Here is a 23,946-nt window from a genome sequence, read left to right as displayed (position 1 = left end):
ACGTGATCGTGGACACCAGTCGGGCCTGGAAGCGGACACTGGCTCTTGGCACTCAGGCGGAGCCGATACTCTGAGCACGTGACGCAGGCACCGGTGGATCCGAGCACTCTGGGGGCAGGGGAGTTTTCGCAACTCGACCCGCAGCACGACCCCCCGGTGAATGTCATCGATCGGGCCACCGGGCTCGCCGCTGCCCGGCCGGCATCGCACGACGGCAACCGCGTCGTCTCCCGGATCAAGGCCTACGTCGCCCTGACGAAGCCCCGCATCATCGAACTGCTGCTGGTGACGACGGTGCCGGCGATGATCCTCGCCGCCGGTGGCCTTCCCAGCTGGCAGTGCGTCCTCGTCACCCTGGTCGGTGGAACGCTCGCGGCTGGTAGCGCCAACGCTCTGAACTGCTACGTCGATCGGGACATCGACGCCGTGATGCGACGCACCGGACACCGGCCGCTCGCCCGGCACGACGTCTCACCGCGTGGCGCGCTGATCTTCGGCACCGTGCTCGGCGTGATCTCGGTGGTAGGGATGGCCCTGGCCACGAACCTGCTGGCCGGGGCGTTGACCGCAGCCGCCATCCTCTTCTACGTCATCGTCTACACGATGCTGCTGAAGCGCCGGACGTCCCAGAACATCGTCTGGGGTGGCGCCGCTGGGTGCATGCCGGTGCTCATCGGCTGGGCGGCGGTGACCGGTTCGCTCAGCGCAGCGCCGTTCATCCTCTTCGGAATCGTCTTCTTCTGGACCCCGCCGCATTTCTGGGCGCTGGCCATCCGCTACCGCGACGACTACGCGCGGGCCGGGGTGCCGATGCTGCCGGTTGTCGCCACGCCCAAGCGCGTCGCGACCGAGATCGTCATCTACGCCTGGCTCACCGTCATCACCTCGCTGCTGCTCTGGCCGGTGGCCACCGGATGGCTGTACGGGGTGCTGGCCGCGCTCGCCGGCGTCGCGCTGCTCTTCGGGGCTCATCGCGTCTACCACCGGACGGTGCGCGGTCAGGACCCGAAGGCGATGCAGCTCTTCCATCTCTCCAACAGCTATCTGGCCTTCGTCTTCGTCGCGCTCGCTCTCGATACCTTCGTGCGCTGACCGACGGGCCCGACGCCCACGGTGCGATGTCTGGTGGGAGGCCCAGCCCGCGTTGCCGCCGCGGTTGGCTCAGGTTCCCTGGTCTGCGTCCGATGTAGGTGGAGCACGATCCCACCTAATCGCTGAGATGACGAGGCGCACCATGTCCGAGCAAACACCTGGATTCCGTACCGTTATGCGCGGTTACGACCCCGTTCAGGTCGACCGTCGGGTCGCGGAACTCGCCGCTGACTCCGGTGCCGCCAACCTGCAGATCGCGGACCTGCAGCGTCGCGTCGACGAACTTGCGGAGTCCGTGCGGGTCGCCAAGCAGGCCGCCGAGGACGCCGCCGCGGCCCGGCCGGCGCCGGCGCCGATCGTTGTCCCGGAACCAACGTTTGAGAAGTTCGGCGAGCGCATCGGCACGATCATGCGTCTGGCCGAGGAGGAGGCGGCTGAGCGGCGCGCCAAGGTCGCAGCCGAGGCGGAGGAGAAGTTCGCCGCCATCGAGACCCTCAGCGCGACCCGGCAGGCCGAGGCCGACAGCTATACCGCCAGCACCAGGTCGACCGCTGAGCGGGAGGCGACCCGGCTGGTGACCGAGGCGCAGCGCAAGTCGGCCCAGCTCCTTGAGGACGCTGAACGCCAGGCCAGCGCGCGTCGCAACGAGGCGGATTCGCTACACGAGGCGCAGCGCGCCCAGGCCGCGCAGGCCGCCGCTGACCTCGAGCAGGTCCTCGCCGAGCGCCGCGCCGCGGCCGAGAAACTGCTGGCCGAACGGGCAAGCGACGCCGAACGCGAATTGGCCACCGCTCAGGCCCACGTTGCCAAGCTGCGCGCCGATGGTGACATCGCCGCCTCCGAAGCGGCGCGAGATGCCGCCGCGGTCGCCGCGCAGGCCCAGCAGCGGGCCGACCAGATCGTCGCCGACGCCGTCGAGCGCGCCGCTCGCATCCGCGCCGACGCCAAGCGTGAGGTGGCCGCCGCCGCCCAGCGCCGGGACAGCATCAACGCCCAGTTGGCGAACGTGCGCACCGTTCTCGCCACCATGTCGGCCACCGTGCCGACCACTCCAGAGGTCGACGACGAATCCGGCAGCGGCACCGTCGAGCGCTTCGGTCCCATCTCGGTGAGCAGCGAACTGCTCGGCGATACCAGCTCCCGCGTCGCCAGCTGAGTAACGCCGTCCGCGTTCGAGCAACGTCACCGGCGGTGCTACCCCGGCGGGAACGAAAGGGTCAGGCGATACGGGGTCACGACGGTCCCTGTGACCCCGTCCTCGGTCTTGGCACCTGCGATCGTGAGCGTTCCGGTTGTGAAGTTGGCCGGCACCACGAAAAGGTCGTAGATCCTGTGCTTCGGATCGCTCGACATGTTCTTTCCTCGAATCGGCGAGCCGCCGGCGGGCGTGACGGTGACGTACTCCGGTGGCCACCCGTAACCGCCGGCCGCGTCGTCCGGACTCGAGTAGGTCATCTCCACGTAGAGGTAGGCCAGATTCGTGGCCGGGGGTGTCTCGTCATTCTCGGAGGTGTCCCAGTAGAACAGACTGGCCGAGGTGAAGGTCGTGGTCAAAGTGCTCGACGCGGACTGCCCCGCATACGCGTAGTGGATCGGGATCCCGGCCGATTTGCCGATGGTCACCTCGGTGTTCACACGCAGGGCGAGGGCCACGTTCGTCCTGGCCGGCGATCCATCCAACAGCGAGACGGTCTGCATCGCCCCCGCGTCGTTGAGTACCAAGTCGACAGACTTCGCAGAGACCGGCGCCGCGACGACGTAATAGTCCGTGTAGGTGGTCGGGGGCAGCGGCAGCGCTCGGTCTCCGTCGATAGAGATCCCGAGCTTGCTGCTCAGATCCTCGTCACCCTCCTGACCGGAGGCTGCCGCCGTCTGAAATGCGTAGAGCTGCTGTCCGTCCGGGGCTCCGAAGGAGTTCGCACCGGTTCCGAAGTGACTCACCTTCCCCAGCACGGTAAGTCTGACGCCACCGGAGAGGCTGCCGATGACCGCCTTAGCGGGCGCGTCCGGGAGTGTCTGCGTCCCCAGGTCGGTCGAGACGATGATGTTGGCTGCCGCTTTCGGCGGAGCGGGCACAGAGATTCCGCCCGAACCCTTGGGCGGACGCTTGCTGTCCGGTCGTACGAGACGTTCTGTTGCCGGGACTGACTCCGCGTCAGGCAGCATTGGGGAGGCGGAGACGCTCAGATGAGTCGCGCCGGGCGCAGGCGGCGTCAGCTCGAAGGCCAAATATTCCTGGCTGGTGTCCCCTTCGGCGAACAGCACCGGCCCGCAGAAAGTGCGATGATCGACGTCGCTCGTTCTGGCGTCGGCGGCCGGGACCTTGTCCAGAGCGAAGTAGCATCGCGCCTCTCTGCTCTTGTTGCCGTGATGGGCGACGACGTAGTTGCTGAGCTTTGCCTGGGCGTCGTTCAGGACCTGTGCCGGTTGATCGATCGACTTGCCCTGGTAGGTGAGCGTCGGAGCGTTGGAACGGATGAAGAACCACCACCCACCGGTGAGGAGCCCGGCGACCAGCAGCGTGACGACGGCGACGCTGCCGAACACCCGGGCGCGCGAGCGGCGGCCCGCGACGGCGGCTGGCGGCGGCGGCGCGAAGGGCGGCGGAGCGAAGGCCGCCGGATAGGCGGGCATCTGGTACTGATTGGGGTAGGCGCCGGCGTAGTGGGTTTCGTAGCGATTCTCCGACTGCTCGTACGGGCCGTGCTGCAGGAGCTGCGGCTGGAACATCTCAACCGGCGGGCTCACCGGCGCCCCGGTCGGGATCGGCTGACGATCGGCCGTCCAGGCATTGCCGTCGAAATACCGCAGATATGCCGGATCGGTTGCATCGGGGTACCACCCAGGAATCGCCATCGTGCTCCACAGCTCGCGCCAACGTGTGAAGGCCGAATCCTGCCATCACGTTGGCCGCCCCGTCCACGGACTTCACTAAGATCATTAGGTGATGAATGAAACAGACGCGCCTTCGCTTCTCCCCGTCGCTCTCGTCACCTGCGCTGAGTTACCGGACGGTGACAGCGACGACACCGGCTTGGTAGAGGCGTTCGCCGCGGTCGGCCTCGACGCGACCTGGCAGGTGTGGGATGACCCGAGCGTGTTGTGGCAGAGATTCCACGCGATTCTGATTCGTTCGACCTGGGACTACACCACGAAACGCGACGAGTTCCTGCGCTGGGCGGCCGCGGTCGCCGCTCGCGGCCCGATGCTGCTGAACCCGCTGGACCTGCTGAGCTGGAACTCGGACAAGATCTACCTCCGTGAACTGGCCGACGCCGGCATCCCGATCGTGCCGACCAGCTGGTCGCCTCCGGGTACCGAGGCGGAATGGCTGAACACCGAATTCGTGGCCAAGCCTTCGGTCGGCGCGGGCTCCGTCGGCGCCGGCCGATTCGACCCGGCGACGCCAGACGGCCTGGCCGCCGCCCGCAGCCACGTGCAGATGCTGCACGGTGCGGGGCGCACCGTCCTCATCCAGCCCTATCTCAGCGGAGTGGACGACTCCGGCGAGCGAGCCCTGCTGTATTTCGGCGGGACGTTCAGCCACGCGATCACGAAGGCCGCGCTGCTGCCACCGGATGCGGCGAACCCGCTGCGTGAGGGGAGCACCTCAGGCAATCGTGCGCCGCTCTACTACACCGAGCGGATCAGCGACGCGGTCGCCACCCCGGCCGAGTTGGCGGTCGGGGCTCAGGTCCTGCAGTGGTTGCGCTCCCGTGACGGCGAGTACCCGCTCTACGCCCGCGTCGACCTGCTACCCAGTGCTGACGGCCCGAAGCTCATCGAGCTCGAACTGGTCGAGCCGTCGCTCTTCTTCGCGTTCGGGGAGCAGGCTCTGGGCATGCTGGCCGCAGAGTTGTCGACCCGACTTCGCACGGGCTGATCAGACGTGTCGCTACCGATGCCCTCCGTTGAGCGGAGGACGGCACTTCGTCGCATGAAATTGGTCGCCGGCGGCCTGCTCGTCTTCGGTGCCGTCGTCTACGCCGTCTGTCTCTGGCTCGGCGACGGCACGGGAGCGTGGGGCTATCTGCAGGCCGCCGCTGAGGCCTCCATGGTCGGCGGTCTGGCCGACTGGTTCGCCGTGACCGCGCTGTTCCGTCATCCGCTCGGGATCCCCATCCCACATACCGCGATCATCCCGCGCAAGAAGGATCAGATCGGGGAGTCACTGGCGACCTTCGTTCAGCAGAACTTCCTCACCGCGGCCGTGGTCGGACAGCGGCTGGAGGCGGCCCGGGTGCCGCATCGGATCGGGGCCTGGCTGGCCGAACCGATCCACGCCGAGCGAGTGGCCGACGAGGCGTCGTCCATCCTCGCCGCCGTGGCCGGCATGCTGCGCGATGACGAGATCGAATCCGCGGTGGCGAGCTTCGTCGATGCGCAGGTCCGCAAGATCGACGTGGCCCCGGCCCTGGCCCGGATCATCGACGCGGTCCGCGACGAGGGGCAGCACCAGGCCGCTCTGACCACCGTGCTGCGCAGCCTGATGCGCTTCATGGACCTGAACCGGTCGGTATTTCGGGAGCGGTTGTCGCAGGAGTCTCCGGAGTGGATTCCGGACTGGGTGGACGACCGCGTCTTCGAGCGGCTCTTCCGGGGCCTGCAGTCCTTCCTGGCCGACGTCGTCAGCAACGAGTCGCATGAACTGCGGGCCCAGTTCGACCGCTACCTCGGCGACTACGCCCAGTCGCTGCGGACGGATCCGGATAGGGCGGCGTCGGTGAACGCGACGAAGCTGCAGTTGCTCGAGCACCCGGAGGTTCGCCGCTGGCTCGGCACGCTCTGGCTGCGGTTGAAGACCTCGATCCTCAACGACGCGAGCAACCCCGACTCCGAGCTACGCCGAAATGTCGTCGCGCTGACCCTCAAGGGCGGTGCGGCGTTGCGCGACGACGAGGCCCTCCAGCAGCGTGTCGACAACGGGATCGGCAGAGCCACCGAGTACGTGCTGGCCCACTATTCGGCCGACATCGGCGAATTGATCTCAGGCACGGTCGCCCGGTGGGACGCCGAGGAGACGGGACGACGCCTGGAGCTTCAGGTCGGCCGGGATCTTCAGTTCATTCGCATCAACGGCACCGTGGTGGGGGCTCTGGTCGGGGTCCTCATCCACCTGGCCAGCCAGCTCAGCTGACCGCGACGACCGCTCGCGGGTGCTCGAGCGTCACCGGCGTGCGCACCGGCGCCCGCAGGGCATAGAGAACGCGCAGCGTCGCCAGCCAGACGAGGCAGGCGCCGAGCATGTGGACCGCGACCAGCAGCGCCGGCAGGTGCGTGAAGTACTGGACGAAGCCGATCAGCCCCTGCGCCAGTTCGATCACGAGCAGCCACTTGACCGCCGCCACCACCGAAGACCGCAGGCGCAGCGCGACGACCAGGATGAGTAGACCGATCGTGAGGCCGATGAGGATCATCACCGCGTCCGCGTGCAGCTGGCTCATCGCGGCCGGATCAAATCCATTGCGGTGAACGCGCCCGTTCCGGCTGTCTCCGGCGTGCGGGCCACTGCCGGTGACGACGGTGCCCAGAGCGAGGACGGCGAGGACGGCCACCGCGACGATGCGGCTCAGCAGCACCGCCCATCGATCCGAGGCCCCCACCCCGTCGTCGGGTGCCGCGTCTGATCCCTCGGTCGCCGCATGGTCCAGGCGCCACCAGAGGGTGTAGGTGACAGCGATGAGAGCCATGGAGAGCAGAAAGTGGCAACCGACCGCCCACGGATTGAGCTCGGTGAGCACGGTTATCCCTCCGAGCACCGCCTGGGCCGGGATTCCGAGCAGCGCGACCGTGGCCAAGGCGCGCTCGCGGCGCTGGAGCACGGCTACAACCAGGGTGGAGACCGCGATGACCACCAGTACGAACGTGAGCATCCGGTTGCTGAACTCGATGAGGCCGTGACCGGCCGTCGCCGCCGTGGGGACAAGCGAGGAGTCGGTACAGGTCGGCCAGGTGGGACAGCCGAGGCCGGAGCTGGTCAGCCGGACGACACCGCCGGTGAGGACGATGCCGACGTTGGCGACGACGGACGCGAAGGCCAGCCAGCGCAGTGTGGCCGGTTGCCGAATCATTCCCACTTGAACCAGTGCACCGCAGCCGGTACGGCCACGACCGCCCAGATGACGAGCGTGAGCAGTTCCCTTCCGGGGAACGAACTCGGATCACCGAGCGCCGCGTGCAGCCCCTCGGAGAGCGCCGCCGAGGGAAGATACTGCAGTACCTGGGCCACACCGTCGGGGAACTTGTCCAGCGGTATCGCGATGCCGCCGGCGAAGAGCAGGACCAGCCAGATCAGGTTGGCCGCGGCCAGAGTGACCTCGGCCCGTAGCGTGCCGGCGACCAGCAGGCCAAGCCCGCCGAAGGCAAAGGTGGCGACCACCATCAGCAGAGCGGCCACCAGCGGATCACCGTGCAGCCGCCAGCCGAGCGCGAAGCCGAGCCCGCAGATCAGGACGGCTTGAATCACCTCGAGCCAGAGGATGGAGAGCGTCTTGCCGGCCAGCAGCGCCCAGCGCGGCAATGCCGTAGCGCCAAGTCGCTTGAGCACCGCGTACTTGCGCTCGAACCCGGTTCCGATGGCGAGCCCGGTGAACGCCGCGCTCATCACCGACAGCGCGAGGATGCTCGGCACCACGAAGTCGATCCGCCTCGGCGTTCCGAGGGAGTAGAGCAGCGGGAGGTTGAAGAAGAACAGCAGCAGCAGCGGGATGACGAGGGTGAGTCCCACCTGTTCGCCGTTACGCAGCAGCAGCCGTAGCTCCATGACCGTCTGGGCCCGCACCATCCGCCCGGCCGGGGCGGGACGCGGATCCGGTGTGTAGGAGATGGTGTCGGAGGCGGTCACGCTCGCAGCTCCCGTCCGGTGAGTTCCAGGAAGACGTCCTCCAGGGTTCGGCGCTGGACCGACAGGTCCTCGGCCAGCACGCCCTGAGCGGCGCACCAGGCGGTGAGGGTGGCCAACAGCTGGGGATCAACTTCGCCGGTTACCAGGTAGCGCCCGGGAGTCTGCTCGATCGCCGAGCACTCGGCCGGCAAGCTCTGTCGCAGCGAATCGAGCGGAAGGCCGGGTCGGGTGGAGAAGCGGATCTGGCCACCGGCCCCGGCCCGGGTCAGTTCGGCCGGCGATCCCGAGGCGACGATTCTGCCACTCGAGATCACCGTGACCAGGTCGGCCAGTTGCTCGGCCTCGTCCAGGAAGTGGGTCGTCAACACGATCGAGACCCCGTCGCTTCGTAGTTGTTCGATGAGCTCCCAGGTGCCTCGGCGGGCCTGCGGGTCCATTCCGGCGGTGGGCTCGTCGAGGAACACCAGCTCCGGACGTCCGACCAGCGCCATGGCCAGCGAGAGACGCTGCTTCTGGCCGCCGGAGAGTTGCTTCACCGCGACCCGAGCCATCTCGGTCAGGCCAACCCGATCGAGCAGCCGGGACGGATCCTGGGGTCGAGCGGCATAGGAGGCGAAGAGGCTTAGCAACTCCAGGGTGCGAGCGGCGGTGTATCCGCCGACTCCATCCTGAAGCATCACTCCAACGCGCGGGGCGAGCGCTGCGTGCTCGCGGACGGGGTCCAGCCCCAGCACCCGAACCGTGCCGGCGTCGGGGGAGCGGAAGCCCTCGCACATCTCGATGGTGGTGGTCTTCCCGGCACCATTCGGGCCGAGGAGCGCATGCACCTGGCCTCGCTCCACGGTCAGTGAGAGCTCGTCGACGACTCGCCGTCCGTTGTAGGACTTGACGAGCCCCGAAATCTCGACAGCGGGACGGCTCACGGGGTCGAGTCTAGGAACATGCTGGCAGCAGGCGCTGATTGCGGGCCTGCACCGTGGGTCAGATCATGCTTGGAGCACCCAGTCACTGCTCGGCCGCCGGACTGAGTTTGGCGGTGCTGGCGAAGGTATCGACGTAGTTCTGCCCCGACATCTGCTGGATGCAGGCGCGGACTTCGTCGGTAACCGCCCGCAGCATGCGGGAGCTTCGCTCGTCCTCTGCGCGATTGCTGAAGTCCATCGGCGCACCGAAGCGAACGCTGACCGGCACCCGGTGCCAGCGGTTGGTACCCGGCGGGTTGGCCTCCCGGGTGCCGACCAGGGCCACCGGGACAACCGGCGCGCCGGTGCGCAGGGCCAGCCGGGCTACTCCGGTACGGAACTTGTACAGCCGACCATCCGGTGAACGGGTGCCCTCCGGGTAGATACCGAGCGCACACCCCTCGCTGAGCAGGTGCGCCCCCTCATCGATCGTCGCGGCCGCCGCCCGGGGGTCGTCTCGCTCGACGGCCACCTGGCCCATCTGCCGGAAGGCGGCGGCGGTCACCCGTCCGCGCAGTCCGCCGGTGTTGAAATACTCGGCTTTCGCGAAATAGAGAACCTGCCGGCGAGCCGCGAGCGGAGTGAAGACCTGATCGGCGAAGGAGAGGTGGTTGGCCGCGAAGATCACCGGGCCGGTACGGGGTACGTATTCGAAGCCGACCACATCGGGTTGGTAGATCGCGCGCAGTGCCGGTGCCAAGGTGTACTCGAGCACTTGGAATAGCACCAGGTAAATCTACCTGTCCGGTGAGTCGGATTCGGCCAGATGGCGTGAGCGTGACCAAGCTCAAGTACTCACCGGTTACGGATCCCACCAGGTTCGGCGGAAATACGTCATACTAGTGTTGTGAAATTCAATCCTGGTTCGCTGTCGGGTGTACGCCATCCGGAACTGGGAGCACCCACCGGCGAACCGGGCCACCGCGAAAGCACCCGTGAAAGCACCCGCGAAAGCACCCGAGACAGCACCCGGGACACCGTCGCCCGGACCGTGTTGGAACGCGGACCGCAGTCGGCCGCCGACATCGCCCAGGCGCTCGGTCTCTCCGCCGCCGGCGTGCGCCGGCACCTGGACGCGCTGGTCAGCGACGGCATCCTCGAGCAGTGCGCCCCACGCCGTCCCAGCAGCGTGACCGGGCCGGGACGTCCGGCGCGGGCCTATCAGCTCACCGACGCCGGGCGGGCCTCATTCCCGCACGCCTACGACGACCTGGCCACCACAGCGCTGCGCTACCTCAACGAGACGGGCGGCGCGGATGCGGTCACCCATTTCGCCGACCACCGCGCCGCGATGCTGGCGCGCAGCCTGGCCCCGTCGCTGCCTGCCTCGACTGTGGATCCGGCCACCCAGGCCGACGCCTTGGCCGTCGCCCTCACCGGGCAGGGCTACGCTGCCAACGTGCAGAGCACTCCGGCCGGAGTGCAGATCTGCCAGCACCACTGCCCGGTTGCACACGTAGCGGCGCAGTTCCCGCAACTGTGCGAGGCAGAGACGCGTGCCTTCGAACAGCTGCTCGGAACCAACGTGCAGCGACTGGCCACCATCGCCCATGGCGACGGCGTCTGCACCACCCACTTCGCCGACCGGAGCAGAGTCTCTCCGGCCGGCGTGTCTGTGCCCGCAAGTCCGGCCGGAGTCTCGGCCACCGTTTCGACCACCACCGCAAAGTCCCCATCTGGGAGGAATCGCTGATGACAACAGCTCCTGAGCGCGTATTGACCCAAGACGAGCAGATCGATGCCCTGTCGACGTACAAGTTCGGCTGGTCGGACACCGACACCGCCGGGTCGATCGCCAAGCGTGGTCTGAGCGCCGACGTGGTTCGGAACATCTCCATGCTCAAGAACGAGCCTGAGTGGATGCTCGAACGCCGGCTCAAGGCCTTGGAGATCTTCTACAAGAAGCCGATGCCGAACTGGGGATCGGACCTGTCGGGGATCGACTTCGACAACATCAAGTACTTCGTGCGATCCACCGAGAAGCAGGCTGCGACCTGGGATGACCTTCCGGCCGACATCAAGAACACCTACGACAAGCTGGGCATCCCGGAGGCGGAGAAGCAGCGTCTGGTCTCCGGTGTGGCGGCTCAGTATGAGTCCGAGGTGGTCTACCACAAGATTCGCGAGGACCTCGAGGAGCAGGGTGTCCTCTTCCTCGACACCGACACCGCCCTGCGCGAGCACGAGGATCTCTTCAAGGAGTACTTCGGCACGATCATCCCGTCCGGTGACAACAAGTTCGCCGCGCTGAACACAGCGGTCTGGTCGGGCGGGTCCTTCATCTATGTACCGAAGGGCGTGCACGTCGAGATCCCGCTGCAGGCCTACTTCCGCATCAACACCGAGAACATGGGGCAGTTCGAGCGCACCCTGATGATCATCGACGAGGACGCCTACGTGCACTACGTCGAAGGTTGCACCGCGCCGATCTACTCCTCGGACTCGCTGCACTCCGCGGTCGTCGAGATCATCGTCAAGAAGGGTGGTCGCTGCCGCTACACGACCATCCAGAACTGGTCGAACAACGTCTACAACCTCGTCACCAAGCGGGCCGTCGCGCAGGAGGGCGCCACCATGGAGTGGGTCGACGGCAACATCGGCTCCAAGGTGACGATGAAGTACCCGGCCGTCTGGATGACCGGCGAGCATGCCAAGGGTGAGGTGCTTTCGATCGCCTTCGCCGGCGAGGGACAGCACCAGGACGCGGGCGCCAAGATGGTGCACGCGGCAGCCCACACCTCCTCGACGATCATCTCCAAGTCGGTGGCCCGTGGTGGCGGACGCACCTCCTACCGAGGTCTGGTGCAGGTCGAGCCCGGCTCGCACCACAGCAAGTCGACGGTGAAGTGCGACGCGCTGCTCGTCGACACAATCTCCCGCTCGGACACCTACCCCTACGTCGATGTCCGCGAGGACGACGTCTCGATGGGTCACGAAGCGACCGTCTCCAAGGTCAGTGACGACCAGCTCTTCTACCTGATGAGCCGGGGCCTCTCCGAGGACGAGGCGATGGCCATGATCGTGCGTGGGTTCATCGAGCCGATCGCTCGCGAACTGCCGATGGAGTACGCGCTCGAGCTGAACCGGCTCATCGAACTTCAGATGGAAGGGGCGGTCGGCTAAGCAATGTCAGCGACCGACACAGCAGTAGCAGCGACGACCGGCCCCCAGCTGGTCGGCAGTCACTCCCACGGCGGGATGACCGGCAGCCCGCCGGAGCGCTTCACCTCGCGCAACGCCGACGATTTCGCCGTCCCCACCGGGCGGGAAGAGGAGTGGCGCTTCACACCCATCCGGGTGGTGCGCGAGTTCTTCAACCCGATCACGGCGAGCACGGCGATCGAGGCGACCGTCGTGGCCGACCCGGCCGTCCGTCACGGCGCAGAGCCGATGTCCGACCCCCGGGTCGGACGGGCTCTGCAGCCGGCCGACCGGGTCAGCGCGCTGGCCTTCAACCACAGCGCCCAGGCATTCGTGGTGGTCGTCCCGGCCAGCACCGAGGTCGACGAGCCGGTCGTCATCGACGCCCGCACGCCGGCCGGAACGACTTACGCGCATCTGGTCGTCGAGGTCGGGGCGTTCGCCCGGGCCACCGTCGTCGTCAACTACAGCGGTGCCGGATCGATCGCCGAGAACGTCGAGCTGATCGTCGGTGACGGAGCCAAGCTCTCCTTCATCAGCGTGCACAACAACGACGCCTCGGCCGTGCACCTCGCTGCGCACAGCGCGCTGCTGGGTCGCGATTCGACTCTCTCGCACAGTGTGATCAGCCTCGGCGGTCGTGTGGTGCGAGTGGCCCCGACGGTGCGGTACACCGCACCCGGCGGCAGCGCCGAGCTGCGCGGACTGGCCTTCGCCGGCAGCGGTCAGCACCACGAGGCCCGGCTGTACATCGACCACAGCACACCCGACTGCGTCTCCAACGTGCTCTACAAGAACGCGCTGCAGGGTGCGAGCGCCCGCACCGTCTGGATCGGCGACGTGCGGATCCGTCCGGCGGCAACCGGCACCGAGACATTCGAGCTGAACCGGAACCTGGTGCTCACCGACGGCGCCCGGGCCGACTCGGTCCCGAACCTGGAGATCGAGACCGGCGAGATCACCGGCGCTGGGCACGCGAGCGCCACCGGCCGCTTCGACGACCTACAGCTGTTCTACTTACAGGCCCGCGGGATTCCCGAGGCCGAGGCGCGACGCCTGGTCGTGCGCGGCTTCTTCGCCGACATCGTGGATCGCCTCGGTGTCGACGAGCTGCAGGAGAGCCTCATGTCGAGCATCGAAGATCGGCTCGGACTTGGCGGTACGTCAGGGACCCAGCAGTGACCCTGGTCAAGGTCTGCTCGGTCGACGAGCTCACCCCGGGCGAGGCGCTTCGAGTCGAACTGGCCGAGGTCGACGTGGCGATCGTGCAGGTCGCCGACGAGTTCTTCGCCATTGAGGACGTCTGTTCGCACGCGGACTTCCCCTTGTCGGACGGGGGAGTGAAGGGCTGCACGATCGAGTGCGACCTCCACGGATCCCGTTTCGACCTTCGCAGCGGAAAGCCGCTGGGCCCACCCGCGACGGCACCGGTGCCCACCTACGCAGTCACCGTCACTGACGGACATGTCTACATCGAGTTGGAGAACTAAAGGTAATGAGCACACTTGAGATCCGCGACCTCCACGTCGCCGTCGAGGACACCCCGATTCTGCGGGGCGTCGATCTGACCGTCTCGTCCGGCGAGACGCACGCGATCATGGGGCCGAACGGCTCAGGAAAGTCCACGCTGGCCTACTCGATCGCCGGCCACCCGAAGTACACAGTGACCTCCGGGCAGGTGCTCCTCGATGGTGAGGACGTGCTCGCGATGAGTGTCGACGCGCGGGCCCGGGCCGGACTCTTCCTGGCCATGCAGTATCCGGTCGAGGTGCCGGGAGTCTCGGTCTCCAACTTCCTGCGCACCGCGGCCACCGCGGTCCGCGGCGAGGCGCCGAAGCTGCGCACCTGGGTCAAGGAGGTCAACACCGCGATGACCGACCTCGAGATGGACAAGTCCTTCGCCGAGCGCAACGTCAACGAGGGATTCTCCGGCGGCGAGAAGAAGCGCCACGAAATCCTGCAGATGGCGCTGCTCAAGCCGAAGATCGCCATCCTCGACGAGACCGACTCCGGCCTGGACGTCGACGCCCTGCGCAGCGTCAGCGAGGGCGTGAACCGGGTCCGCGAAACCGGCATCGGAACGCTACTGATCACCCACTACACGCGAATCCTGCGCTACATCGAGCCCGACTTCGTGCACGTCTTCTTCGACGGTCGCATCGTCGAGTCCGGCGGTGCGGAGCTCGCGACGCGGCTGGAGAACGAAGGCTATGCCCGCTTCGGAGTCAACGAGACGGCCAAGGCCTAACCGCGCGTAAGGGCTGAACCGGGCGCCGAGCGATTGGCGGCCAGTACGAGTTGGATGGAGTGCGAATGAGCATCGATGTGGAGGCGGTCCGCAAGGACTTCCCGATCCTGAGCCGCGAGGTTCACGGCGTGCCGCTGGTGTACCTGGACAGCGCCAACACCTCGCAGAAGCCGCAGGTCGTGCTCGACGCGCTTACCGACTTCTACGCCCGTCACAACTCCAATGTGGCGCGTGCGGTGCACACCCTCGGCTCCGAGGCGACGAACGCCTTCGAGGGGGCACGGGACAAGGTCGCGGCGTTCATCAACGCGCCCTCGCGCGAGGAGATCGTCTTCGGCAAGAACATCTCCGAGTCGCTGAACCTGCTCGCGTACTCCTTCTCCAACGCCTCGACCACCCCCGGGGCCGAGCGGTTCCGCCTCGGCCCGGGCGACGAGATAGTTGTCACCGAGATGGAGCACCACAGCAACCTGGTGCCCTGGCAGCTGCTGGCCCAGCGCACCGGCGCCACGTTCCGCTACATCCCGATCGACGACGAGGGCCGCCTGGTCGATGGCGCGATAGACGAGGTGATCAACGAGCGCACCAAGGTCGTCTCCTTCGTTCATCAGTCGAACGCCTTGGGCACGGTGAACCCGGTCGCCCGCATCGTGGACCGGGCCAAGGCCGTCGGTGCGTTGACCATCCTCGATGCCGCCCAGTCGGCCCCGCACCGGCCGTTGGATGTTCAGGCGCTCGGCACCGACTTCGTCGCCTTTACCGGTCACAAGCTCTATGGGCCGACCGGCATCGGTGTGCTCTGGGGCCGCTACGACCTGCTCGCTGCGTTGCCGCCATTCCTCGGCGGCGGCGAGATGATCGAGACGGTGTCGATGTCCGGCACCACGTTTGCCGCGCCGCCGCATCGCTTCGAAGCCGGCACGCCGCCGATCGCCCAGGCCGTCGGGCTCGGTGCCGCCATCGATTACGTCAGCAGCCTGGGCATGCAGAACATTCAGGTCCACGAAGAGGAGATCACCGCGTACGCGCTGAAGGGTCTGCAGAGCGTCGACGGCCTGCGCATCATCGGCCCGGCTGAGCCGTTCGATCGTGGAGCGACGATCTCCTTCACGCTCGCGGGCATTCATCCGCATGACGTCGCGCAGCTGTTGGACGAGCACGGCATCGCGGTGCGGGCCGGGCATCACTGCGCGCGACCGGTGTGCGTGCGGTACGGAATACCTGCGACCACGCGAGCGTCATTCGGTGTGTACACCAGCACCGACGAGATCGACGCGCTCGTGCGGGGCATCGAGAAGGTCAAGGAGATTTTCTGATGACGACCATGGATTCGCTGTATCAGCAGATCATCATCGACCACTACAAGAACCCGCACCACCGCGGTCTGCCGGAGGACTTCGACGCCGAGGTGCATCACGTCAACCCGACCTGCGGCGACGAGGTGACGATGCGGGTCAAGGTCACCGACGGCGCGATCAGCGAGCTCGGTTGGGTCGGCGAGGGTTGTTCGATCAGTCAGGCCTCGACCTCCGTGATGACCGATCTGGTGGTCGGGAAGCCGATCGCCGACGCGATGGAACTCAACTCGCTCTTCCTGGACCTGATGAAGTCACAGGGCCACGCCGAGATCACCGACGAGATCGCCGACGCCCTCGACGACGCGGTTGCCTTCGAGGGAGTCTCCAAATACCCGGCGCGGGTGAAGTGTGCCCTGCTCGGATGGATGGCCATGAAGGGTGCAGTCGCGCAGGCAACCAGCACGCCAGTGCAGGCGACCAGCACGCACGAGCACACGAGATAAGGACCAGAATCATGACGAACGTAGCCGTAAGCCTCCCCTCGCGCGACGATGTCGAGGAGGCCATGCGTGACGTGGTCGACCCGGAACTCGGCATCAATGTGGTGGATCTAGGACTGATCTACGACGTCCGCATCGACCCGGCCGAGGAGGGCGCCATCGTCACGCTCGACATGACCCTCACCTCGGCGGCCTGCCCGCTCACCGACGTGATCGAAGACCAGTCCAACGCGGCGGTCACCGGCGGAGCGCGTCCCCTCGCGACCGAGCTCAAGATCAACTGGGTCTGGCTGCCGCCGTGGGGCCCGGACAAGATCACCGAGGACGGACGGGAGCAGCTGCGCGCGCTGGGCTTCAACGTCTGAGGACGCCGCAGCTGTACCCCTTGCCGGGGTTGGTCACAATCACGTCTTTCGTGTCGGAGGGCCGCCGCTGCCCCGGTTAGACTGGAGGCCTGATGATCACTGCTTCCGGCCTTGAACTACGGGCTGGGGCCCGTATTCTCCTCGAACCCACCAACCTGCGAATCCAGCCTGGCGACCGCATCGGTCTGGTCGGGCGCAATGGCGCCGGCAAGACCACCAGCCTGAAGGTGCTCGCCGGTGAGACCGTCTCGCACGCCGGTGAGATCGTCACCCGCGGCCCGGTCGGTTACCTCCCGCAGGATCCACGATCGGGCGACCTGGACGTCACGGCCCGCGACCGGGTGCTCTCGGCTCGCGGCCTGGACACGATCCTGCGTGACATCGCGAAACTGCAGGTAGCGATGGCCGAGAAGCCGGATGACGCCAATCTGGTTCGCCGCTACGGAAATCTCGAGGAGCGTTTCTCCGACCTCTCCGGCTACGCCGCCGAGAGCGAAGCCGCCCGTATCTGCTCCCATCTGGGTCTGGCCGACCGGGTGCTCTCGCAGACCCTCGACACTCTCTCCGGCGGCCAGCGCCGGCGCGTCGAGCTGGCCCGCATCCTCTTCGGCGACTCGGGCGAGCCGACCACCATGCTGTTGGACGAGCCGACGAACCACCTGGACGCCGACTCGATCGGTTGGCTGCGCGATTTCCTCAAGAACCATCAGGGCGGCCTGGTCCTGATCAGCCACGACGTCGAACTCCTCGAGTCGGTGGTGAACAAGGTCTGGTACCTCGACGCCAACCGTTCCCAGCTGGACATGTACAACGTCGGCTGGAAAAACTACCTGCAGCAGCGCGAGACGGATGAGCGACGCCGTCACCGCGAGCGGGCCAACGCTGAACGTAAGATCGAGACTCTTAAGTCGCAAGCCGACAAAATGCGGGCCAAGGCGACGAAGGCCAAGGCGGCGCACCAGATGGATCGTCGCGCCGCCCAACTCGCCGCCGGCCTCGACGAAGTGCGGGTCAGCGACAAGGTGGCCCGGCTGCGGTTTCCGGACCCCTCACCCTGCGGGCGCACCCCGCTCACCGCGGCCGGCCTGTCGAAGTCCTACGGCTCGCTCGAAGTCTTCACCGACGTCGACCTGGCGATCGACCGCGGATCGCGAGTCGTGGTCCTCGGTCTCAACGGTGCCGGGAAGACCACGCTGCTGCGCATCCTGGCCAAGGTCGAGGCGCCGGACACCGGCGACGTGCTGCCTGGGCACGGCCTGAAGTTGGGCTACTACGCGCAGGAGCACGAGACGCTCGACCACGATCGGACCATCCTGGAGAACATGCGCACCGCCGCCTCGGCTTCGGCGTCCGAGCTGAACGACACCGAACTGCGCAAGATTCTCGGGGCGTTCCTCTTCACCGGCGACGATGTCAGCAAGCCCGCCGGCGTGCTCTCCGGCGGGGAGAAGACGCGGCTCGCACTGGCCATGCTGGTCACCAGTGCGGCCAATGTGCTGATGCTCGACGAGCCGACCAACAACCTGGACCCGGTGAGCCGGGAGCAGGTGCTCGATGCGCTGCGCACGTACGCCGGCGCGATCGTGCTGGTGACTCACGACGAGGGTGCGGTGGAGGCGCTGTCGCCGGAGAAGGTCATCCTGCTACCCGACGGGGTCGAGGACAACTGGAGCCCCGATCTCGCCGACCTGGTCAGCTTGGCCTAGTCAGCATGGCCTAGTTTGATCAACATGCAGCTCGAACTCCCGGCCGAAGCCGGCTTCTCAGTCACGCTCTCAGGTACCGAAAGCGACGCGGACGCGACGGTCGCGACGATCACCCTGAACCGTCCGGAGCGGCTCAACTCTCAGTTGCCGGTGATGTGGGAGTGGCTGGTCAAGGTCAGCCGTGACCTCCCGGCGACGGTGCGCGTCGTGGTGCTGCGCGCCGAGGGACGGGCCTTTTCGGCTGGCCTGGATCGCTCCATGTTCAGCCCGACCGGCGTCAACTCCGCCGGCGGTCTGTTGACGATGGCCGCCGCCACGGCGGAGGAGGCGAGCGCCACCATCGCCGGCTACCAGAGCGCCTTCGGCTGGCTGAGCCGGCCGGACATCGTCAGCATCGCCATCGTCCAGGGGCACGCGATCGGCGCCGGCTTTCAGATCGCGCTGGCCTGCGACCTGCGCATCGTCGTCACCGACGCCCAGTTCACGATGGCGGAACCGACGCTGGGTCTGGTTCCCGACCTCGGCGGAACGAAGCGCCTCGTCGAGCTCGTCGGATACTCGAAGGCGGCCGAGATCTGCCTTACCGGCCGGCGGGTCGGTGCTGTGGAGTCCGAGCGCATCGGCCTCGCCTCGACTCTGGTCCAGCCGGAGGAGGTCGAGTCGGCCCTGGCCCAGACCGTCCAGGCCCTCCTCGCGGTCAACCGTGACGCGGCGATCGAGACCAAGGCATTGCTGCTCGGTGCCGGCGACCGTACCCAGACCGAGCAGGAGATCGCCGAACGCGAGGCGCAGTACCGTCGAATCCGTGAGCTGGCGTCGCTGCTGGCCGAGCACGGCGGTTAGCCCGCCTGCGCCTCGGTCGGCTGATTGGTCGGCTGGTCGGACGGCTGGTCGGAATCCGCTGGGTCAGCTCGACGCGCGAGAGGTGAGTGGCCGATGGACGGCATGAACATGATGCGCACCATGCGCTCGATGAATCGGGACGCATCGGTGCTGGAGCGCGGACTTCCGAAGGGCACCTGGCGACGGGTCTTTCGCTTCGCCAGCCCGTATCGGGCCGATCTGATCGTCTTCCTGCTCGTCATCGTGGCCGATGCCATCATTGGCGTCGCCACCCCGGTGCTGGCCGGAGAGGTGATCAACGAGATCACCCGGCACGGTGAGGCGAGTGTGGTGATCCGCATTGCGGTCGTGATCGCCGCGCTGGCGGTGGTCGACGCCGCGCTCTCCTTCGTGCAGCGCTGGTACTCCTCGCGGATCGGCGAGGGCCTGATCTACGACCTGCGTACGCAGGTCTTCACCCACGTCCAGCGAATGCCGCTGGCCTTCTTCACCCGCACCCAGACCGGCGCTCTGGTGAGCCGGCTGAACAACGACGTCCTCGGCGCCCAGCAGGCGTTCACCTCGACCCTCTCCGGCCTGGTCTCCAACGTTGTCGGCCTGGTTGTGACGGCGACCGTCATGTTCACCCTCTCCTGGCAGATCACCGTGCTGGCGCTCATCCTCTTGCCAGTCTTCGTGCTGCCGGCACGGCGGATCGGGTCCCGGCTGCAGGGGATCACCCGCGAGTCCTACAACCTGAACGCGTCGATGAACTCGACGATGACCGAGCGCTTCAATGTGGCCGGCGCGCTGTTGGTCAAGCTCTTCGGACGTCCGGCGGAGGAGGCCTTCTCCTTCAGCAGCCGTGCGGCCCGGGTGCGCGACATCGGCGTCACATCGGCCATGTATTCACGGGCCTTCTTCGTGGCCCTCACTCTGGTGGCGGCCTTGGCCCAGGCCCTCGTCTACGGACTCGGTGGGTACTACGCCCTCAACGGCGAACTCGAGACCGGCACCGTGGTCACGCTCGCGTTGCTGCTGAGCCAGCTCTACGGTCCGCTGACCGCCCTCTCCAACGCCCGGGTCGACATCATGAGCGCGCTGGTCAGTTTCGACCGGGTCTTCGAGGTGCTCGATCTGCAACCGCTCATCGACGATGCTCCGGATGCTGTGGAGTTGGCCGACGAGGCTCGCAGCGTGGAGTTCGTCGAGGTCCGCTTCTCCTACCCGACCGCGTCCGAGGTCTCGCTGGCCTCGCTGGAGGATGTCGCCCGACTCGATACCGTCGCCAACGCCGAGGTGCTGAAGGGCATATCGTTCCGGGCCGAGCCGGGGGAGATGGTCGCACTGGTCGGTCCCTCCGGTGCCGGGAAGACGACGATCAGCCAACTGCTGACCCGTATCTATGACACCCGCTCCGGGGCCGTGCTGGTCGGCGGCCAGGACGTGCGATCGGTGACGCAGCAGTCCCTGCACGATCGGGTCGGCGTGGTCAGCCAGGACGCGCACATGTTTCACGACACGATTCGTGGGAACCTGCTCTATGCCGCGCCGTTGGCCACCGACGCCCAGCTGTGGGAGGCCATCGAAGGCGCACAGATCGGCGACCTCGTCCGGGCGCTGCCGGAGGGTCTGCACACCGTGGTCGGGGACCGGGGTTACCGGCTATCGGGCGGTGAGAAGCAGAGGCTGGCGATCGCGCGCGTACTTCTGAAGGCTCCGGCCATTGTGGTGCTCGACGAGGCGACGGCACACCTGGACAGCGACAGTGAGGCAGCGGTGCAGCGGGCGTTGGATCAGGCGCTGACCGGCCGCACTTCATTGGTGATCGCGCACCGCCTCTCCACCGTGCAGGGCGCGGACAAGGTGCTGGTGGTCGACCACGGAGAGATCGTCGAGTCCGGAACCCACAGTGAATTGCTGGCCCAGGGTGGTCTCTACAGCGAGCTGTACCGCACCCAGTTCGAGACGCAGGCCGCGACCGGCGACCGGCCGGACGACCCGGCAGCAGCGAACGGCGCGGATCTCGATGAGATCCGCGCCGCCACCTGAGTAACGTCGTTCGGCTTAGAGCAGCGAACGCAGCACGTACTGCATGATCCCGCCGTGGCGGTAGTAGTCCGCCTCGCCGGGGGTGTCGATCCGTACCCGCGCCTCGAACGTCTTCTCGCCGGCGGTGACCGTCACGGTGCGGGGAATCCCGCCGTCGTTGAGGGCCTCGATGCCGGTGAAGGAGAAGGTCTCGGTGCCGTCCAGGCCCAGGGTGGCCGCGCTCTCGCCATCGGCGTACTGGAGGGGGAGGACACCCATTCCGATCAGGTTCGAGCGGTGGATGCGCTCGTAGGACTCGGCGATGACGGCCCGTACCCCGAGCAGCGCGGTGCCCTTGGCCGCCCAGTCCCGCGATGAGCCGGAGCCGTACTCCTTGCCGGCCAGGATGACCAGCGGGATACCTGCCGCGGCGTAATTGACCGAGGCGTCGTAGATCGTGCTGACCGGTCCGTCGGCCAGGGTGAAGTCGCGGGTGAAACCACCCTCGGTTCCCTCGGCCAACTGGTTGCGCAGCCGGATGTTGGCGAAGGTGCCGCGGATCATCACCTCGTGGTTACCGCGCCGCGAACCGTAGGAGTTGAAGTCCTTGCGATCGATGCCGTGCTCGGTGAGGTACTTGCCGGCCGGTGAGTCGACCTTGATCGAACTGGCCGGTGAGATGTGGTCGGTGGTCACCGAGTCACCGAGCTTGGCCAGCACTCGGGCGCCACTGATGTCACTCACCGATGACGGCTCGACCGCCATGTTGTCGAAGTACGGGGGCTTGCGGACATAGGTGGAGTTCGCGTCCCACTCGAAGGTGTTCCCCTCCGGTGTGGGCAGCCCCTGCCAACGCTCGTCGCCGGCGAAGACCGCGGCGTAGCTCGTCGTGTACATGTCGCTGCCGATGGCCTCCTCGACGACCGTTGCGATCTCGTCGTTGGTCGGCCAGATGTCGCGCAGGTAGACCGGCTCGCCGTTGGTGTCGTTGCCCAGCGATTCCTTGGTGATGTCGATGTCCATCGAGCCGGCGAGGGCATAGGCGACCACCAGCGGCGGGGAGGCCAGGTAATTCATCTTCACGTCCGGGTTGATGCGGCCCTCGAAGTTGCGGTTGCCGGAGAGGACGCTGACCACGGCCAGATCCTGCTCATTGATGGCCGCGGAGATCTCGTCGAGCAGCGGACCCGAGTTGCCGATGCAGGTGGTGCAGCCGTAGCCGACGAGGTTGAAGCCGAGCTTGTCGAGGTAGGGCGTGAGACCGGCCCGGTCGTAGTAGTTCATGACGACCTTCGACCCGGGGGCGAGCGTCGTCTTCACCCACGGCTTGCGGCTCAGACCCCGCTCCACGGCCTTCTTGGCCAGCAGTGCGGCCGCGATCATCACGGACGGGTTCGACGTGTTGGTGCAGGAGGTGATCGCGGCGACCGCGACGGCACCGTGGTCGATCACGAAGGAGGTTCCATCGGCCAGCGTCACCGTAGTCGGGTTCGACGGGCGGCCGGCAACCCGATCCGGAGCTCCGCCGTGGTGCACCAGGTGGTCACCCTCGGTGGTGCTCGGTGAATCCGAGGCCGGGAACGACTCCGCGACGGCCTCGTCGATCGCATCCTGGACGGAGTCCTCGGCGTAGTCGGCCAGCGACGTGCGGAACATCGAGCTGGCCAGGTCGAGCGGAACCCGGTCCTGCGGGCGTTTCGGACCGGCCAGCGAGGGCGTGATCGTGCTGAGGTCGAGCTCCAGCTTCTCGCTGAACTTGGGCTCGTGCTCCGGGTCGTGCCAGAGACCGTTGGCCTTCGCGTACGCCTCGACGAGTGCAGTCTGCTCTTCGTCACGTCCGGTGAACCGCAGGTACTTCAGGGTCTCCTCATCGATCGGGAAGATCGCACAGGTGGAGCCGTACTCCGGGCTCATGTTGCCGATGGTGGCCCGGTTGGCCAGCGGGACGGCGGAGACCCCGGCGCCGTAGAACTCGACGAACTTACCGACGACCCCGTGCTTGCGGAGCATCTCGGTGATGATGAGCACCAGGTCGGTCGCGGTGGCTCCTTCCGGCAGTTCGCCGGTGAGCTTGAAGCCGACGACGCGCGGGATGAGCATGCTGACCGGCTGGCCGAGCATCGCGGCCTCGGCTTCGATGCCGCCGACACCCCAGCCGAGCACACCGAGCCCGTTCACCATGGTGGTGTGCGAGTCGGTGCCCACGACGGTGTCGGGGTAGACGACCGTGCCGTCGGCGGTCTGGCGGTCGAAGATCACGCGGGCCAGGTACTCGATGTTCACCTGGTGCACGATGCCGGTGCCCGGGGGCACCACCTTGAAGTCGTTGAAGGCGGTCTGTCCCCAGCGCAGGAACTGGTAGCGCTCGAAGTTGCGCTCGTACTCGAGCTCGACGTTGCGTTCGAAGGCGTTCGCCGTGCCGAAGAGATCGGCGATCACCGAGTGGTCGATGACCAGCTCGGCCGGCGAGAGCGGGTTGATCTTGGCCGGGTCACCGCCGAGCTCCTTGACCGCTTCGCGCATGGTGGCCAGGTCCACGACCGCCGGTACGCCGGTGAAGTCCTGCATGACGACGCGGGCCGGGCTGAACTGGATCTCGATGTCGGGTTCGGCGCTCGGGTCCCACTGGGCCAGCGACTCGATCTGGGCGGCGGTGATGTTGGCGCCGTCCTCGGTGCGGAGCAGATTCTCCAGCAGCACCTTCAGGCTGAATGGCAGGTGCTCGGAACCAGCCACCTTGTCGATGCGGAAATACTCGTAGGACCGATCGCCGACGACGAGCTGGTCACGGGATCCGAAGCTGTTTTTGCTATCACTGGGCACGGCGGGCTCCTCGCGCAGGAAAAATTGTCTCGACGTCAAGATATCACCGCTGGGGGAGGGTCAACGAGACACCCCTCCGTCCTCTATGCACGTAATGTCGGAAATACATTTCCT

General features: G+C 66.9%; 21 protein-coding genes. 15 read left to right on the top strand and 6 right to left on the bottom strand.

The window, feature by feature from the left end:
• The first annotated feature begins 165 nt into the window (after positions 1 to 165).
• Complete coding sequence (locus CPH63_RS15780) at positions 166 to 1,092, top strand: heme o synthase (RefSeq protein ID WP_096305194.1); 927 nt, start codon at positions 166 to 168, stop codon at positions 1,090 to 1,092.
• 142 nt (positions 1,093 to 1,234) lie between these two features.
• Positions 1,235 to 2,248, top strand: a complete 1,014-nt coding sequence (locus CPH63_RS15775) for a hypothetical protein (RefSeq protein WP_157749594.1) — start codon at positions 1,235 to 1,237, stop codon at positions 2,246 to 2,248.
• Positions 2,249 to 2,286: 38 nt separating this feature from the next.
• On the opposite strand, the gene CPH63_RS15770 is transcribed toward CPH63_RS15775, so the two are convergent.
• Positions 2,287 to 3,948, bottom strand: coding sequence for a DUF2510 domain-containing protein (locus CPH63_RS15770; protein ID WP_096303809.1), 1,662 nt, complete (start codon positions 3,946 to 3,948; stop codon positions 2,287 to 2,289).
• A 91-nt stretch (positions 3,949 to 4,039) separates the two neighbouring features.
• Here CPH63_RS15770 and CPH63_RS15765 point away from each other — a divergent pair, with 91 nt between their 5' ends.
• Together CPH63_RS15765 and CPH63_RS15760 are read left to right on the top strand one after the other, a co-directional pair.
• Positions 4,040 to 4,975 (top strand): RimK family alpha-L-glutamate ligase, encoded by a 936-nt coding sequence (locus CPH63_RS15765; protein WP_096303808.1) that lies wholly within the window; start codon positions 4,040 to 4,042, stop codon positions 4,973 to 4,975.
• Between the two features lie 54 nt (positions 4,976 to 5,029).
• Complete coding sequence (locus CPH63_RS15760; RefSeq protein WP_157749593.1) at positions 5,030 to 6,229, top strand: DUF445 domain-containing protein; 1,200 nt, start codon at positions 5,030 to 5,032, stop codon at positions 6,227 to 6,229.
• On the opposite strand, the gene CPH63_RS15755 is transcribed toward CPH63_RS15760, so the two are convergent.
• From CPH63_RS15755 to CPH63_RS15740, 4 genes are all read right to left on the bottom strand, one after another.
• Positions 6,222 to 7,163, bottom strand: coding sequence for a heme A synthase (locus CPH63_RS15755; RefSeq protein ID WP_096303806.1), 942 nt, complete (start codon positions 7,161 to 7,163; stop codon positions 6,222 to 6,224). The two genes, CPH63_RS15760 and CPH63_RS15755, sit on opposite strands and share 8 nt — an antisense overlap.
• A complete protein-coding gene (locus CPH63_RS15750) occupies positions 7,160 to 7,876 on the bottom strand; it encodes an ABC transporter permease (protein WP_096305193.1) in 717 nt (238 codons plus the stop codon). The genes CPH63_RS15755 and CPH63_RS15750 overlap by 4 nt, the downstream gene beginning before the upstream one ends.
• 56 nt (positions 7,877 to 7,932) lie before the next feature.
• Positions 7,933 to 8,859 (bottom strand): ABC transporter ATP-binding protein, encoded by a 927-nt coding sequence (locus tag CPH63_RS15745; protein WP_096303805.1) that lies wholly within the window; start codon positions 8,857 to 8,859, stop codon positions 7,933 to 7,935.
• Between the two features lie 82 nt (positions 8,860 to 8,941).
• Positions 8,942 to 9,625 (bottom strand): 1-acyl-sn-glycerol-3-phosphate acyltransferase, encoded by a 684-nt coding sequence (locus CPH63_RS15740; protein ID WP_096303804.1) that lies wholly within the window; start codon positions 9,623 to 9,625, stop codon positions 8,942 to 8,944.
• A 120-nt stretch (positions 9,626 to 9,745) separates the two neighbouring features.
• Between CPH63_RS15740 and CPH63_RS15735 the strand changes: the two genes are divergently transcribed.
• From CPH63_RS15735 to CPH63_RS15685, 11 genes are all read left to right on the top strand, one after another.
• Entirely contained in the window at positions 9,746 to 10,591 is an 846-nt protein-coding gene (locus CPH63_RS15735; protein ID WP_197704380.1) for a metalloregulator ArsR/SmtB family transcription factor, read from the top strand.
• Positions 10,591 to 12,021, top strand: a complete 1,431-nt coding sequence (sufB, locus tag CPH63_RS15730) for a Fe-S cluster assembly protein SufB (protein WP_096303803.1) — start codon at positions 10,591 to 10,593, stop codon at positions 12,019 to 12,021. Before CPH63_RS15735 ends, sufB begins: the two co-directional genes overlap by 1 nt.
• 3 nt (positions 12,022 to 12,024) lie before the next feature.
• Positions 12,025 to 13,221 carry a Fe-S cluster assembly protein SufD gene (gene sufD / locus CPH63_RS15725; protein ID WP_096303802.1) on the top strand — a complete coding sequence of 399 codons (1,197 nt, stop codon included), beginning with the start codon at positions 12,025 to 12,027 and terminating at the stop codon, positions 13,219 to 13,221.
• Positions 13,218 to 13,529, top strand: coding sequence for a bifunctional 3-phenylpropionate/cinnamic acid dioxygenase ferredoxin subunit (locus CPH63_RS15720; protein ID WP_197704379.1), 312 nt, complete (start codon positions 13,218 to 13,220; stop codon positions 13,527 to 13,529). The genes sufD and CPH63_RS15720 overlap by 4 nt, the downstream gene beginning before the upstream one ends.
• A 5-nt stretch (positions 13,530 to 13,534) precedes the next feature.
• Entirely contained in the window at positions 13,535 to 14,287 is a 753-nt protein-coding gene (gene sufC, locus CPH63_RS15715; RefSeq protein ID WP_096303801.1) for a Fe-S cluster assembly ATPase SufC, read from the top strand.
• 65 nt (positions 14,288 to 14,352) lie between these two features.
• Positions 14,353 to 15,603, top strand: a complete 1,251-nt coding sequence (locus CPH63_RS15710; protein ID WP_096303800.1) for a cysteine desulfurase — start codon at positions 14,353 to 14,355, stop codon at positions 15,601 to 15,603.
• The gene (gene sufU / locus CPH63_RS15705) at positions 15,603 to 16,088 is read left to right on the top strand and encodes a Fe-S cluster assembly sulfur transfer protein SufU (RefSeq protein WP_241895683.1); all 486 of its coding nucleotides are present in this window, start codon (positions 15,603 to 15,605) and stop codon (positions 16,086 to 16,088) included. Before CPH63_RS15710 ends, sufU begins: the two co-directional genes overlap by 1 nt.
• An 11-nt stretch (positions 16,089 to 16,099) precedes the next feature.
• Complete coding sequence (locus CPH63_RS15700) at positions 16,100 to 16,450, top strand: metal-sulfur cluster assembly factor (RefSeq protein WP_096303799.1); 351 nt, start codon at positions 16,100 to 16,102, stop codon at positions 16,448 to 16,450.
• Between the two features lie 92 nt (positions 16,451 to 16,542).
• The gene (locus CPH63_RS15695; RefSeq protein WP_096303798.1) at positions 16,543 to 18,156 is read left to right on the top strand and encodes an ABC-F family ATP-binding cassette domain-containing protein; all 1,614 of its coding nucleotides are present in this window, start codon (positions 16,543 to 16,545) and stop codon (positions 18,154 to 18,156) included.
• 24 nt (positions 18,157 to 18,180) lie between these two features.
• Complete coding sequence (locus CPH63_RS15690; protein ID WP_096303797.1) at positions 18,181 to 18,999, top strand: enoyl-CoA hydratase/isomerase family protein; 819 nt, start codon at positions 18,181 to 18,183, stop codon at positions 18,997 to 18,999.
• Positions 19,000 to 19,092: 93 nt separating this feature from the next.
• Positions 19,093 to 21,030 (top strand): ABC transporter ATP-binding protein, encoded by a 1,938-nt coding sequence (locus tag CPH63_RS15685; protein ID WP_096303796.1) that lies wholly within the window; start codon positions 19,093 to 19,095, stop codon positions 21,028 to 21,030.
• Between the two features lie 15 nt (positions 21,031 to 21,045).
• Here the strand turns inward: CPH63_RS15685 and acnA are convergent, their stop codons facing one another.
• Positions 21,046 to 23,832 carry an aconitate hydratase AcnA gene (gene acnA / locus CPH63_RS15680; RefSeq protein ID WP_096303795.1) on the bottom strand — a complete coding sequence of 929 codons (2,787 nt, stop codon included), beginning with the start codon at positions 23,830 to 23,832 and terminating at the stop codon, positions 21,046 to 21,048.
• Positions 23,833 to 23,946 lie beyond the last annotated feature (114 nt).

It is taken from the genome of Jatrophihabitans sp. GAS493, from assembly GCF_900230215.1.
Lineage (GTDB): Bacteria > Actinomycetota > Actinomycetes > Mycobacteriales > Jatrophihabitantaceae > MT45.
Note: the sequence above shows the minus strand (reverse complement) of the source record. Positions and strands in the feature narration are given on the sequence as shown.

Bases quoted from the DNA above. Each gene is read 5' to 3' on its own strand.
- CPH63_RS15685 (WP_096303796.1), top strand. From the start codon at position 19,093: ATGGACGGCATGAACATGATGCGCACCATGCGCTCGATGAATCGGGAC.
- CPH63_RS15700 (WP_096303799.1), top strand. From the start codon at position 16,100: ATGACGAACGTAGCCGTAAGCCTCCCCTCGCGCGACGATGTCGAGGAG.
- CPH63_RS15760 (WP_157749593.1), top strand. From the start codon at position 5,030: ATGAAATTGGTCGCCGGCGGCCTGCTCGTCTTCGGTGCCGTCGTCTAC.
- CPH63_RS15690 (WP_096303797.1), top strand. From the start codon at position 18,181: ATGCAGCTCGAACTCCCGGCCGAAGCCGGCTTCTCAGTCACGCTCTCA.
- sufU (WP_241895683.1), top strand. From the start codon at position 15,603: ATGACGACCATGGATTCGCTGTATCAGCAGATCATCATCGACCACTAC.
- CPH63_RS15755 (WP_096303806.1), bottom strand. From the start codon at position 7,163: ATGATTCGGCAACCGGCCACACTGCGCTGGCTGGCCTTCGCGTCCGTC.
- CPH63_RS15710 (WP_096303800.1), top strand. From the start codon at position 14,353: ATGAGCATCGATGTGGAGGCGGTCCGCAAGGACTTCCCGATCCTGAGC.
- CPH63_RS15750 (WP_096305193.1), bottom strand. From the start codon at position 7,876: ATGGTGCGGGCCCAGACGGTCATGGAGCTACGGCTGCTGCTGCGTAAC.
- sufD (WP_096303802.1), top strand. From the start codon at position 12,025: ATGTCAGCGACCGACACAGCAGTAGCAGCGACGACCGGCCCCCAGCTG.
- sufB (WP_096303803.1), top strand. From the start codon at position 10,591: ATGACAACAGCTCCTGAGCGCGTATTGACCCAAGACGAGCAGATCGAT.
- CPH63_RS15765 (WP_096303808.1), top strand. From the start codon at position 4,040: ATGAATGAAACAGACGCGCCTTCGCTTCTCCCCGTCGCTCTCGTCACC.
- sufC (WP_096303801.1), top strand. From the start codon at position 13,535: ATGAGCACACTTGAGATCCGCGACCTCCACGTCGCCGTCGAGGACACC.
- CPH63_RS15775 (WP_157749594.1), top strand. From the start codon at position 1,235: ATGTCCGAGCAAACACCTGGATTCCGTACCGTTATGCGCGGTTACGAC.
- CPH63_RS15770 (WP_096303809.1), bottom strand. From the start codon at position 3,948: ATGGCGATTCCTGGGTGGTACCCCGATGCAACCGATCCGGCATATCTG.
- CPH63_RS15695 (WP_096303798.1), top strand. From the start codon at position 16,543: ATGATCACTGCTTCCGGCCTTGAACTACGGGCTGGGGCCCGTATTCTC.